This is a genomic window from Methanoculleus sp. 10 (assembly GCF_913757945.1).
In the GTDB taxonomy this organism is placed as follows: Archaea; Halobacteriota; Methanomicrobia; order Methanomicrobiales; family Methanoculleaceae; genus Methanoculleus.
Genome location: NZ_CAJYDP010000005.1, coordinates 42,736 through 54,797 on the forward strand (window position 1 = coordinate 42,736; position 12,062 = coordinate 54,797).

The 12,062-nt window shown below is 64.6% G+C and carries 13 protein-coding genes; 10 read left to right on the top strand and 3 right to left on the bottom strand.

What is annotated here, in order from left to right; translation table 11 throughout:
* Positions 1-181: 181 nt before the first annotated feature.
* Positions 182-2,983: a PAS domain S-box protein gene (locus tag QZ408_RS07035; RefSeq protein WP_292490541.1), complete on the bottom strand. Its 2,802-nt coding sequence runs from the start codon at positions 2,981-2,983 to the stop codon at positions 182-184.
* 191 nt (positions 2,984-3,174) lie between these two features.
* Between QZ408_RS07035 and QZ408_RS07040 the strand changes: the two genes are divergently transcribed.
* Positions 3,175-3,867 carry a PIN domain-containing protein gene (locus QZ408_RS07040; protein WP_292490543.1) on the top strand — a complete coding sequence of 231 codons (693 nt, stop codon included), beginning with the start codon at positions 3,175-3,177 and terminating at the stop codon, positions 3,865-3,867.
* Between the two features lie 404 nt (positions 3,868-4,271).
* On the opposite strand, the gene QZ408_RS07045 is transcribed toward QZ408_RS07040, so the two are convergent.
* Both QZ408_RS07045 and QZ408_RS07050 read right to left on the bottom strand, forming a co-directional pair.
* Positions 4,272-4,577, bottom strand: a complete 306-nt coding sequence (locus QZ408_RS07045; protein ID WP_292490544.1) for a hypothetical protein — start codon at positions 4,575-4,577, stop codon at positions 4,272-4,274.
* A 74-nt stretch (positions 4,578-4,651) separates the two neighbouring features.
* On the bottom strand, positions 4,652-5,296 hold the full coding sequence (locus QZ408_RS07050) for a hypothetical protein (protein ID WP_292490545.1): 645 nt from the start codon (positions 5,294-5,296) through the stop codon (positions 4,652-4,654).
* Positions 5,297-5,529: 233 nt separating this feature from the next.
* Here QZ408_RS07050 and QZ408_RS07055 point away from each other — a divergent pair, with 233 nt between their 5' ends.
* The 9 genes from QZ408_RS07055 to rbcL all read left to right on the top strand — a co-directional run bounded on the left by QZ408_RS07055 (position 5,530) and on the right by rbcL (position 11,866).
* A complete protein-coding gene (locus tag QZ408_RS07055; protein WP_292490546.1) occupies positions 5,530-6,363 on the top strand; it encodes a HesA/MoeB/ThiF family protein in 834 nt (277 codons plus the stop codon).
* Positions 6,276-6,554: a ubiquitin-like small modifier protein 1 gene (locus QZ408_RS07060; protein ID WP_292490547.1), complete on the top strand. Its 279-nt coding sequence runs from the start codon at positions 6,276-6,278 to the stop codon at positions 6,552-6,554. Before QZ408_RS07055 ends, QZ408_RS07060 begins: the two co-directional genes overlap by 88 nt.
* Before the next feature lie 14 nt (positions 6,555-6,568).
* Entirely contained in the window at positions 6,569-6,985 is a 417-nt protein-coding gene (locus QZ408_RS07065) for a molybdenum cofactor biosynthesis protein MoaE (RefSeq protein WP_292490548.1), read from the top strand.
* Entirely contained in the window at positions 6,982-8,196 is a 1,215-nt protein-coding gene (locus tag QZ408_RS07070; protein ID WP_292490549.1) for a YcaO-related McrA-glycine thioamidation protein, read from the top strand. Before QZ408_RS07065 ends, QZ408_RS07070 begins: the two co-directional genes overlap by 4 nt.
* Positions 8,156-8,812, top strand: a complete 657-nt coding sequence (locus QZ408_RS07075) for a TfuA-related McrA-glycine thioamidation protein (RefSeq protein WP_292490550.1) — start codon at positions 8,156-8,158, stop codon at positions 8,810-8,812. The genes QZ408_RS07070 and QZ408_RS07075 overlap by 41 nt, the downstream gene beginning before the upstream one ends.
* 120 nt (positions 8,813-8,932) lie before the next feature.
* The gene (locus QZ408_RS07080) at positions 8,933-9,178 is read left to right on the top strand and encodes a hypothetical protein (RefSeq protein ID WP_292490551.1); all 246 of its coding nucleotides are present in this window, start codon (positions 8,933-8,935) and stop codon (positions 9,176-9,178) included.
* A 298-nt stretch (positions 9,179-9,476) separates the two neighbouring features.
* The gene (locus QZ408_RS07085) at positions 9,477-9,785 is read left to right on the top strand and encodes a winged helix-turn-helix domain-containing protein (RefSeq protein ID WP_292490552.1); all 309 of its coding nucleotides are present in this window, start codon (positions 9,477-9,479) and stop codon (positions 9,783-9,785) included.
* Position 9,786: 1 nt separating this feature from the next.
* On the top strand, positions 9,787-10,110 hold the full coding sequence (locus tag QZ408_RS07090; protein ID WP_292490553.1) for a hypothetical protein: 324 nt from the start codon (positions 9,787-9,789) through the stop codon (positions 10,108-10,110).
* 463 nt (positions 10,111-10,573) lie between these two features.
* Positions 10,574-11,866 (top strand): type III ribulose-bisphosphate carboxylase, encoded by a 1,293-nt coding sequence (gene rbcL / locus QZ408_RS07095; RefSeq protein WP_292490554.1) that lies wholly within the window; start codon positions 10,574-10,576, stop codon positions 11,864-11,866.
* The last annotated feature ends 196 nt before the right edge of the window (positions 11,867-12,062 follow it).

Consider the following 12,062-nt stretch of genomic DNA (forward strand, 5'->3'; position numbering starts at 1 on the left):
AGCGTGGGCATCATCGCGTCCCGGAGGCCATCTCTACCTGGTGGCGGGATGGATATCGGGTCTAGGTTTTCCCCGAACTTGCCGACGTAGCAGTGGGCCGTGGCTGGTATAGCCTGCCCCGCCGCCCCTTTCGGCCTCGGAGCTGCATTGCCTTGCACCGGTGGAGAAACTCGTGCTCCCTTCACTCAAACCGGGCACAGCCCTCCGGGACCAGGATCTCGAACCGCGCCCCCTCGCCCGGCGTCCCGGTCTCCCGGATGCTCATCCCGGTGATCGAGAGGATCTCCTGCACCAGGAAGAGCCCGAGACCTGTATGGCTCCCGAAACCCCGCTCGAATATCCTCTCCTTATGCTCGGCGGGGATGCCGACGCCGTTATCCTCCCAGACTATCCGCGCCCCGCCGCCGTCGGACACGGCCGTGACCCGGACCGTGGTCACGGTCTTCCCGTGCCGCAGGGCGTTCTCAAGGAGGTTGTAAAAGACCGTCGAGAGGAGCGGATCGGCGTAGACGGAGACCTCATTGAGGTCGGTGATGATCCGGATCCGGGTCTGCCGGAGCGCCTGTGCCGCCGCCGAGACCAGGGGTTCGACGGGGAACCACCGGGGAGATCGGGCGCCGAGGTCCTGGTAGTCCCGCGTGAACTCGATCTGCGACCGTATGATCTCGACGGCGGCCTGCTGCTTCTCGAGGGCCGCGGCGACGGCCGCATCGAGCGGCCGGTCCTGGAGGAGGGCGATATGTCCGAGCACCACCGTGACCTGGTTTAAGATGTCGTGCCGCACGATGCTGTTCATCAGGCTGAGCTTCCGGTTGGCCTCGATGAGCGCCATCTCGGCCTGCTTCCAGGCATTTATGTTGTGGACGGCGTAGTCGACCGCAACCAGGCGCCCATCGTCGGCGTAGACCGGGATCGGGCAGACCTCAACCCAGGTGTAGCACCCGTCTTTCCGGAGCGCTCGAAAGACATACAGCCGATCGGCGCCCGGCTCCTGCATAAGGGCACGGAACGTTTCCCGGTCGTCGGGATGGACCGACCGCTCGACGAGGCCGGGGTCGTCCCTGAACTCCTCGCGCGTATACCCGGTCAGGCGCTCCCATGAGGGGCTGACGTACTCGATGGCCGGCGGCAGTTTGGTTGCACGGATGTAGCAGTCGTGCGACCGCTCGACGAGCGTCCGGAACCGCCTCTCATTCTTCTGGAGCCGTTCGTGCGCACGGATCCGGACAAGGAGGTCGGCAAGCAGGTTGCCGACGACCGTGAGCAGCGCGACGTCATTTCCCGACCAGGACCGCTCCTTTGCGACGGTCTCAAACCCCATAACTCCCAGAACCTCGCCGGCGGTCGCGACCGGCACCAGGATCACCGACCTGACCCCGTACTCCAGGAGAAACTCGCGCTCCGCCACCGCCTCCGCCGGCAGGTCGGCTATATCGGGGATGCAGATCGTCCTGCCGGCCACGATCTGCGCCATCCCCCAGGAGAGCGAGACGATCGGAACCTCCTGCCGGCGCGCGATCTGCGACTCGATCCCCTCCGCGCACCACTCGTGGGTGTTCTCTGCATGGGTGCGGTTGCTGCTGAGCCGGAAGATGCAACTCCGGTCGACGTCCAGGAACGACCCGAGCGCCCGGATCGCCCTGTCCAGGGCTTCGTCCAGGTTCTCGGGGTGCAGGGCGATGAACCACCCGGAGATCGAACTCACCATCCGCTCGAGATCTACCCGGCGCCGGATCTGCGCCTCCATCCGTCTCCGCTCGGTGATGTCGCGGAGCGACTCGATGGCGCCGGAAAGCCTCCCCTGCGCATCATAGAGCGGCGATGCCTTTCCCCAGAGGTAGGTTCCCTCCCCGCCGTTGGGGGAAGGGATATGGATCTCGCGGGCGATGCTCTCTCCCTTGCGGGAGAGAACAACCTCCGCAAGCAACGGAGAGCAAAACCCGGGCACCCTTCCGGAGACCACCCGGGCTCCCGACCCGATGATCCGGCTCCTCGGGACCCCGGTCACCTGCTCGATCGCCCGGTTCCAGATGGTCACCGTCCCCGCGCGGTCGAGCACGAAGGTCGGGTCGGGGAGAAAGTCGATGATGCCCCGGAGGGTTGCCTGGTAATCCTCCATCTCGCGGCACTGTGCCTCAAGCGACTCCTGGCTTGCTTTCGCCTCCTCAAACGCCGCGACCATCTGTTCCTGCGTCGCGCGCAACTCCTCCTCGAACCGTTTCCGGCCGGATGTGTCAATCATCGACGCGACGGTGCGATCCGTTCCCGGGATGCACCCGACCGTCATATGTATCTCCCTCTCTCTGCCCTCCCGGTCAACCATCCGGAACTCGTAGGTCCCCGGTGCGGCGCCGGGATCCCGCCGCCGTTGCCGGTGATAGCCGGAAAGACGCTCCAGGTCCTCTGCAACGACGAACGCCGTCCAGGGCATCTTCCCTTCCACTTCTTCGCGGGAGTAGCCGGTGAAACGCGTAAATTCGCTGTTTACGAGGATGATCGTCATATCATCCTCGATGATGATGGTGGCGGAGCCCGTGTGCTCGAAGATGCTCCGGTACATGTCCCCGGACCGCTGCACCTCCGCCTCGGCCTGCCCCCGCCGGACCCCCTGGAGGATCATATTCCGGAGCTCGGCAAACTGGGTGGAGGGGTTGCCGTTCTTCTGGAGGTAGAAGTCCGCGCCGTTGTTGATCGCCTCGATGACGACCTCCTCGCGCCCGCGGCCGGAGAATATGATGAACGGTGTCGTCATGCCGCGTCTGCGGACCTCTCTTAAGAATGTGATGCCGTCCATCTCCGGCATCTCGTAATCGGCAACGATGGCGTCGTACGGGGTCGCGGCAAGCATATTAAGCCCCTGCAGGGGCGATGGCGTCACCTCAACCTGGAGATCTCCGGACCGTTCCAAAAAGATCCGGGTCAGTTCGAGAAGGGCCGGTTCATCGTCGACTACAAGAACACGGAGCATGAACCCATCCTGCACGGAGAGATGAGCGATAGTAACCATAAATATTGTGATTCTGTATCGGCGCTCACGTCTGGAAGACCGAAGAACAGTATTCCTGCCACCCGGGGATCGCAGATCCGGGAGTTCGCCGCACTTGCCGCACCTGAGGCCGGCACCGGCCCGGGAAATTATTATCGTGTTCCGGCGCCATCGTGCCGCTGGACTGGATGACGAGTGTATGTATCGATACGAACCTCTTCCTCGAACTCTACGAGTCGGAAGAGGGCCCGGGCGAGATCTTCGCCGATATCGGGGTGCTCAGGGAGCAGCTCGTCTTCCCTGATATCATATTCGATGAGTTCCTTCGCAACCGCCCAAAGGTGCTCGACCGGATTGCCGAAGACGTGCGGCGGCGGGAAACCGGGGAGGTCCGGGCGCCGTCCGTCCTCCGGGGGAACCCGAACGTTGCCGCACTGCAACGGGCAGGCGAAGAGTATAACCGGGTGGTCGGTGCCCTTTACGCCGACGTCCAGGAGCTGATCGCCAAGCCCGCCGCCGATCCGGTCGCCCGGGCGTTTGCCGACCTCTCGCGTGACCCCGGTGTGCGGGTCTTCCGGCGAACAGACGACCTCATCACGCGGGCCCACCGCCGCAAGCTCCTCGGCAACCCCCCGAAGAGCGCGGGTACGGATACCGTCGGCGACGAACTCGTCTGGGAGACGCTCCTCCTGAACCTCGAAGGGGACCTGGTCCTCGTCACCCGGGACCGGACATACCGCTATCACGCCGCCTACCTCGTGCAGGAGTACCGGGAGAGGACCGGCGGCGGCCTGACCATCACCGACCGTATATCCGACGCCCTGGCACTCGCCGGGCGGCCGCCGTCGCCGGCGCTGGTCAGGTTCGAGAGCAGAGAGTAGTGCAGCGGTGCTCAACAGCCGGTACCCAAAAAACTACATGATGCCCCTGGGGCCACAGGCATACCGGATGAAAAGATTGGGGGCCATTTTCATACGAAAGAGAGTGCCGATCGTTTTTCCTACCCTCCGGAAGGCCGCATCGGGGCATGCGCGGGGACCGCCCCTGCCTCCACCGGGGCGATAACAGGGTGAAACCGAAGGAGAACCGGGTCCGGGCTGGTTCTCCCCTGTCCTCTCCGGAAAACCGACGGTAGAGGCGCGCCCGGGCATATCGCTATGATTGCCTCGCCCCTGGCGGGGAGGATGCAGCGCGGCGGGTGGGGCTGCTGGAGAACGTCCTGGTATTCTTTACAGTCCGGGCGAGGCTGGTGGGAGTTGAGGCATTATCTGCCTCGGCGATAGAACTACGGTCCGATGCCTGGGATCCGGGTACTCACCGTACGGTGGATGGGATCAAGATTTGACGCCTGAAGTTCGGGACGATGAAGAACTCCGCCGCAACCCCAAATTCCAGAACGCGAGAAGCTGAACTTGGACTTGAAGAGGTTCAAGTTCTCGTTGTTTGCCCCAACGTTCTCCATCCGCCGGTAGCCCTCTTCCTTTGCCTGCCGGAGGAGGAGCCATTGCAGGAACTCGTTGCCGGGCATTGCCGTCATCTTCGGCGCCCCCATCCAGAGGGTGAAGGCCTTGTACTCCTGGGTGGCCTGCACACCCCGTCACCGCGCCGTCGGCGTCGTAGAGGTAGTAGAGCCCGAGTTCGTCGGGATACGCCCGGAAGAGGTCCTCAAAGTAGGCCCGGCTGATCATCGGGATGTTCATGCCCGGGTCGCTGAACCGTTCCGCGACGGTGGAGTAGAAGACCGAGACGTCGGTGCTCTTCTCGAAGTGGTAGCCGCTCTTCTCTACTTTCCGCAGTTTGGTGCGGAGGTTGGATGAGAAGACCGTTCCAGATCTCTGCAAGCGGCGGCTCAAGGTCGATGACGTACGAGAAGTGGATCCGTGCTTCGTAGCCCTCCCTGAGGAACTGCCGGATATCGATGAACCCCGGGACCTGGGTCAGGGCGAGGTAGTTCGGAGCCAGGGCCGCGATCTCGCTCTCAAGGTCTTCCGCAACAGACCTGAGCATCGATTCCTTCTTGCTCTGTTTGGCGGCATCGTAGCTCTGGCCCATGATGAACCCGAGATACGGTATCACCGACTGGAGGGGAGGCGGGGAGAGGAGGATGGTGAGTCCGTGTATCTGCTTCTTGAAGAGCGGGAAGATGCAGATCAACTCATTGCCCCTGAAGATCCCGTAGGGAAGGAACGTAAAGCCGGTATGCTTCTCCGTAATCTTCATGAAATCCCATTTGTGGAAGAGGCGGCCGGAGACACTCTCGTTTACGAACGTATCCCAGGTATCCGCGTCGTCGATAAGCCCCGCTGTCATCCCCTCACCCCCTGCTCCGGCGGATGTGCCGGTTCTGCCCGAATATCCGTGGGCGGTTATATATACATTTCTCCGGAGGGGGCCGGTCGTCCCCGGGCACCGGGCCCCCTGCCCCCGGAGGGAGGCGGGTCTGCGGAATCACAACGTTCAAGCCGCCCGGGACACCACATAAACTGCGTGTTCGGTGCGGACCAAAGCCGGGGACGCTCACCGTACCGGAGGACTGATCGGAGATGCTCACGAACCGGGAACTGGAACGCTACGGGCGGCAGATCGCGCTCTTCGGAGAGGAGGCACAGGAACGGCTTACGAGTGCCACGGTCATCGCCGGGGCCGGCGGGCTCGGGTGCCCGGCCGCCCTCTACCTTGCCGCCGCCGGCATCGGGGAGATCCGGCTCGTAGACGGCGACGTCGTGGACCGGACCAACCTGAACCGGCAGGTGCTCCACGCCGACCGCGACGTCGGGCGGGCGAAGGTCGAGTCGGCAGCCGGGAAACTCCGGGCGCTGAACCCGGAGATCACGGTCGTCGCGACGTGTGCGTCCATCGATGCAGAGAACGCCGCCGCGCTTGTGGGCGGGGCCGACCTTATCATCGATGCCACCGATAACTTCCCGGTGCGCTACATCCTCAACCGTGCGGCGCTCGGCGCCCGGGTCCCGCTCATCCACGGGGCGGTCAGGGGGTTCGACGGGCAGGCGACGACGATCGTCCCCGGCCGGACGGCATGCCTTGAATGTGTATTCCCCGTGGCGCCGCCGGCGGAGGGCGCCACCCCGGTCGTCGGCACCACGCCCGGGATCATCGGGCTTGTCCAGGCGAACGAGGCAATCAAGTACATCACCGGCACCGGCGACCTCCTCCTCGACCGGCTCCTTGTCTGGGACGGGCGGGCCGCCACCATGACGACCCTGCCGGTCGAGCGGCAGAGACTGCAGCGCGTGTGGAGACAACCGGTGCTGAAGAGAGGAGAAGAGGAATGCAGGTTCGGGTCAGGGCTTTCGCCCGGTTGCGGGAGGCCATCGGGGGGGATCTCACGCTCGAGGTTCCCGAGGGGGCGACGGTGAACCGGCTGCTTGCGGCGGTCGGGGATGTCTCGGGAGAGGCGCACCGGGCGCTCTTTGAGGAGAGTGGAGAACTCAGGGGATACGTGATACTGATGCACAACGGCAGGCGCCTGCGGCGTGCGGAGGCCGGAACGCTCACCCTCGCCGACGGGGACGAGGTCGCACTCTTCCCGCCGGTGGCGGGCGGGTGACGGAGAAGGTTGGTATGATCAGCGTAACACGAGACGATTTTGACGTGAATGCCGTGATCGACCGGGCAAGAAGGCCCGATATGGGCGCCCTGGTCACTTTCCTCGGCGTCGTCAGGGACGACGGTGTCGAGGTGATGGAACTTGAGGCCTACGAGGGGGTCGCGGTGCGGGAACTCACGGAGATCCGGGACGAGGCGTTTGCAAAATACCCCATCGGGTCCGTCGACGTCATCCACCGTATCGGGAACCTGCGGGTCGGGGAGAACATCCTCCTCATCGTCGTCGGTGCCGGGCACCGGAAAGAGGCTTTCGACGCCTGCGAGTACATCCTCGAACGGATCAAGCAGAGCGTCCCGATCTGGAAGAAGGAGATCGGGAAAGACGGCAGCGAGCGCTGGGTCCCGGGTGAGGCATCCGGGGGCGATGCATGATCCGGCTGCAGTCGTGCCGGAAGGCTTACGCGAAGGAGACCCAGCGGTCCGTCCCGCCGGAAGAGACGCTCCTCCTGGCACGGGAGAGGCTCCCGGCGGCGGGGATCACCCGGGTCGCCGATATAACGAACCTCGATCGGATCGGGATCCCGGTCTTCTCGAGCATCCGGCCGACAGCCGGGGCGGGGGCGATATCGGTCTACAACGGCAAAGGCGCCACCCCCGTCGAGGCGGAGGTTTCGGCGATGATGGAGGGGATCGAGCGCTACTCGGGGGAGATGGGCGATCAAGAACTCGCCGTCGGGAGGTATAGCGAAGTCTCTGCCCGGGAAGCCGCGCTCGATCCGGCGGACCTGATCCTCCCTCCCCTGGTCCCGGCCGATATAGCGGTCCCCTGGGTCGGGGGTTTTGATATCGTGCAGGAGGAGGAGATCCTCGTCCCGGCCCACGCGGTCTTCCACCCCCTCCCGCTGACCTCTGGCCGCCTCTTCCGGACCAACACCAACGGGCTTGCGTCAGGGAACACCCTCGAAGAGGCGACCTTCCACGCCCTGATGGAGGTGGTCGAGCGTGACGCCTGGTCGCTTGTGGAGGTGACCAAAAAGACCGGCCCCCAGATCGAGGGGATCACCGGCGGGCTCGCCGCCGACCTCCTCGCGAAGTTCGCGGCCGCCGGCGTCGAGGTCACCCTCAGGGACATCACGAGCGACACCGGCATCCCCACGGTGGCCGCGGTCGCCGACGACGTGGTGCTCAAAGACCCGGCACTCCTGACGATCGGGATGGGGTCGCACACGTCCGCCGGGATCGCCGTCCTCCGGGCGCTCACGGAGGTCGCGCAGAGCAGGCTGACCCAGATCCACGGCGCCCGGGAGGATACCGATACGGCGGACGTCAGGAAGATGATCGGCTACGAGCGGACGAAACGGCTGAACCGGCACTGGTTCGCGGAGAACGGTTCGATCGAGTTTGCAGCCATGCCGTCGTTTGACAGCGACGATTTCCTCACCGACATCGACTGCGTCATCGACCGGCTCTCTCTTGCGGGGCTCTCGCGGGTGATCGTGGTCGACCTCACCCGGCCGGAGATCGGCATACCGGTCGTCCGGGTGATCGTGCCGGGGCTGGAGGTCTACGCGGTGGACCAGGACCGGATGGGGAGGAGGTGCCGTGACGCGCGGAGTCGTCGTCTTCCTCGGTCCCAGCTGTGACCGCGCGGCCGCACGGGAGATCCTCGATGCCGAGTACCGCCCGCCGGCAAAACGGGGCGACATTGCAGAGGCTGCAGGCGCCGGGGCCCGGATCATCGGGCTCATCGACGGCGTCTTCTTCCAGGACTGTGCCGTCGCCCACCGGGAGATCCTTGCCGCGCTCCGGGCGGGCGTGCGGGTCGTCGGCGCCTCAAGCATGGGGGCGCTCCGGGCCGCGGAGCTCGACAGCCTCGGGATGGAGGGCGTCGGGGAGATCTACCGGGCCTACCGCGAGGGGAGGCTCGTCGCCGATGACGAGGTGGCGCTCCTCTTTGACCCGGAGACATTCGTGCCGCTCTCCGAACCGCTCGTGAACATCCGGGCGACCCTGCAGCAGGCGCTCGCGTGCGGGGCGATCGGCGCCGATGCGGCCCGGGGGCTCCTCGACGCCGCCCGCGGGCTCTACTTCCCGGAGCGGACCTACGACGCGGTCGTGGAGGCGGCGGAGGGAAAGGTGGATCCCGGGGATCTCACCCGGTTCGCGGCGTTTGCCGGGGAGCATGCCGTCGACCGGAAGCGCGAGGACGCGATCCTCGCGCTCCGGTACATCAGGGGCTTTGCCGAAGATCTGTTGTGACCGTTGAACCGGACGGTTCAACGATCCCACCGCGGTTGCCGTAGAAATATATCACCGCCGGGACCGACGTTCGGTACACCGGTGCGGAAAGAATTCCGCATCGTAAGGAGGCAGAGTACCATGAAGCGAAGAACAGTTTTCGGGATCGGGGCGACGCTCCTCCTCATCGCGGCCGTCGTGCTGCCGGCGAGCGCGGCGGGTCCGTGGAGCGCTCCACAGGCAGACGACGGCGCCGGTGACTGCGTCGGGTGCGGGCAGTACCGGCACCAGAACGGCGGGGGTCAGCCGGACGACCACGCCCGCGACGGCGACCGGGACCGGCTGCACCTCTCGGACGGGTCCTGCGGCACCTGCCCGCGCCGGTGATGCCGGCGGGGAGGGCCGGTGCCCTCCCCCTTTGAGCGACTCTCCTGCAACCTACCTTTCCTGACCCACCAGACCATCCCGGGGGGCGGCACACCCCCGGGAAACTCTCACGGTCGCTTATCCATACCACACGTCCGCTGCCCGGAGGGCCGCCTCCCCGGTCGACCCGGCGGCGGGTAAAAGAGGGAGACCTGGTGCTGCCCGTCCTCCGGAACGAGGCGGTTCACGAACTCGAAAGTCCCGACGGTAGATGATGCGCGGCGTCAAAGCATTCATATGTGTAAAAAATAATCAACATATGTTGACACTATCTTTCAGCACCATCCCCGAACTGGCACGGTTGTTGTCCCTGCTCGGAAACGAGCAACGGCTTGCCATACTCCGGTCGATCGCGACCGACGAGAAGTACGCGCGCGAGATCGCCGAAGAGCTCGGCATATCGCGCCCGCTGGTCGCGATATACCTGCGGCAGCTCGAGAAGCTCGGGCTTGCGGAGGGGAACAGCCGAACGTCGGACGAACCGCCGTACCTCCGGAGGTACTACCGGGCGGTGCCGTTCGAGCTGACGGTGGACCTGAACGTGATTCTGTCATTGGAGAGGCCGTAGAATGAAACGGGATAGATGGAAACTTTTCCTGAAGGCGCTCTGGGGCGCCGTCATCGCACTGCTCGTGATCAGCCTTTTCGCCGGCCTGATCGGCGGTTCGAAGTTCTGGAATACCATGCTCGCTGGGTCCGTCTGGGTCATTATACAACTCGGTGTCCTTACGCTGCTCCTCATCATCGTGGTGCGGCTCAAGGAGTGGATCGAGGGGCAGGTGAAGAGCGTTGCAGATCGAGGCAACGATCTGCAGGCCCTGCAACGGTCGATGGAGCGGATTGAAACGAAGGTGGAGCGGATCGAGAAGATCCTCACCGAGGTCTCTGAGTGACGTAGTTCCCGGGCGATGCGGACACCGCCGGCCGGGAACCGGGGGGAGTGACCCGCAAAAATTGGTTGTATGGTATGGAGGACGTGCAGGAGTGCGCCTGAGGGTATGATGGAAAGAGGCTGCGGCGCGGGCATCGCTCCAGTGGAGCCCCGCCTAGCCATACATTAGTATAACCCTCCAGTATAATAATCCTACCTTTTATTATAAGTTATAAAAATTGTAACACCTGGACCCCCTTCCCGCCGGCATCGCACCCTCCTGCCCGGAAAGGCACAGACCCGGTACGGGGACACGGCGGCACCATGGCGATTGCAGTCCTCAACGGGTCGCTTCATGGTGCATTCTCCGGTCTCCCCCGGCAGAGAGCCCCGGAGCACCTTCCGGGGGTGCGATGGGCCCGCGCGCCCTGCTCCGAATGGAAGGTTTTTCTATCCGGGCATCCCTTCCTACAAGAGGTGATTCTATGGCGATTGACTGGTACGGAGAGTTTGTTGACACAGACCACAGACCCGGGCCGGGCGAACTCGTAGCCCTCTACTACTTTGAACCGGCGAAAGGAATCAGCAGGGAGGAGGCCGTCGGGAGGATCGCCTCCGAGAGCTCGACCGGGACCTGGACGACGCTCTTTACCATGCCGCCCCGGATGCGGGAACTCCAGGCGAAGGCGTTCGAGATCGAGGGCAACTACGTAAAGATTGCCTATCCCCTCGCCCTCTGGGAGGAGGGGAACGCGGCCCAGCTCTTAAGCGGCATCGCCGGGAACGTCTTCGGCATGAAGGCGCTCGACACCCTGCGGCTGATCGATGCCTCGCTCCCGGCCGAATACCTCCGGCATTTCAAAGGGCCGCACTTCGGCATGGAGGGGATCCGGGATATGATGAAGGTCCGGGATAGGCCGCTCACGGGGGCGGTGCCGAAACCGAAGGTGGGGTTCACCGCGGAGGAGCACGCTGCGGTCGGGTACGAGACCTGGATGGGAGGGTTCGACTTCGTGAAGGATGACGAGAACCTGACATCCCTTGCGTTCAACCGGTTCGACGACCGTGTCCGGGCCATGACGAAGATGCGCGATAAGGCCGAGCAGGAGACCGGCGACGTGAAGTCCGCACTCATCAACATTACGGCTGATACGGAGACGATGGAGAAGCGGGCGAAGATGCTCGCGAACCACGGCTGGAACTACGCCATGATCGACGTCGTGGTGGCCGGGACCGCCGCCGTTGCGACCCTCCGGGACTACTGCTCCGACCTCGGGCTTGCGATCCACGCCCACCGGGCGATGCATGCGGCCTTCGACCGGGATGAGAGGCACGGCATCACGATGCAGTTCCTGGCGAAGATCATGCGGCTCATTGGCGTTTCGCAGATCCACACCGGGACCGCCGTCGGGAAACTGGTCGGCACGCGGGCGGAGGCTACGGTGCTTGCGGATATGCTCCGGGAGAAACATACGAACGCCGTGGACCACATGGCTCTTGACCAGGACTGGGGCGGGATCAGGAGCGCTTTTCCCGTCTCGTCGGGCGGGCTCCACCCTGGGCTCGTGCCGGACGTCCTCGATATCTACGGCAGCGAACTCGTTCTCCTTGTCAGCGGGGGCATCCACGGCCACCCGAGGGGCACGCGGGCGGGCGCAGAGGCGACCATGCAGGCCATCGAGGCCTGGCAGGAGGGCGAGACCCTCGACGAGAAGGCGAAGCGCGCCCCCGAGCTCAGGGAAGCCCTGGAGAAATGGGGATACTATAAGCCGAAGTGAGGGGTTTCGGAGTTTCTTCCCGCCTCCAGACGTTCTGTCCACTCGCACCCCACCCCGCCCCTAAAGGGGCGGGGGCAGTGCATGGCGATACCTATGGGAATCCGTGCCCCGCAATTGGCCTTGCCCCGGTCGCACATACCCATCGACCGATCTCCCCCGGGTATCGCCATTGGGGGAACGACTGCCGGAATGCCCG

Excerpts from the sequence above, each read along its gene's own strand:
- QZ408_RS07080 (WP_292490551.1), top strand. The coding sequence starts at position 8,933 with ATGAAGCGAAGAACAGTTTTCGGGATCGGGGCGACGCTCCTCCTCATC.
- QZ408_RS07055 (WP_292490546.1), top strand. The coding sequence starts at position 5,530 with ATGCTCACGAACCGGGAACTGGAACGCTACGGGCGGCAGATCGCGCTC.
- QZ408_RS07050 (WP_292490545.1), bottom strand. The coding sequence starts at position 5,296 with ATGACAGCGGGGCTTATCGACGACGCGGATACCTGGGATACGTTCGTA.
- QZ408_RS07090 (WP_292490553.1), top strand. The coding sequence starts at position 9,787 with ATGAAACGGGATAGATGGAAACTTTTCCTGAAGGCGCTCTGGGGCGCC.
- QZ408_RS07065 (WP_292490548.1), top strand. The coding sequence starts at position 6,569 with ATGATCAGCGTAACACGAGACGATTTTGACGTGAATGCCGTGATCGAC.
- rbcL (WP_292490554.1), top strand. The coding sequence starts at position 10,574 with ATGGCGATTGACTGGTACGGAGAGTTTGTTGACACAGACCACAGACCC.
- QZ408_RS07040 (WP_292490543.1), top strand. The coding sequence starts at position 3,175 with ATGACGAGTGTATGTATCGATACGAACCTCTTCCTCGAACTCTACGAG.
- QZ408_RS07060 (WP_292490547.1), top strand. The coding sequence starts at position 6,276 with ATGCAGGTTCGGGTCAGGGCTTTCGCCCGGTTGCGGGAGGCCATCGGG.
- QZ408_RS07070 (WP_292490549.1), top strand. The coding sequence starts at position 6,982 with ATGATCCGGCTGCAGTCGTGCCGGAAGGCTTACGCGAAGGAGACCCAG.
- QZ408_RS07085 (WP_292490552.1), top strand. The coding sequence starts at position 9,477 with ATGTTGACACTATCTTTCAGCACCATCCCCGAACTGGCACGGTTGTTG.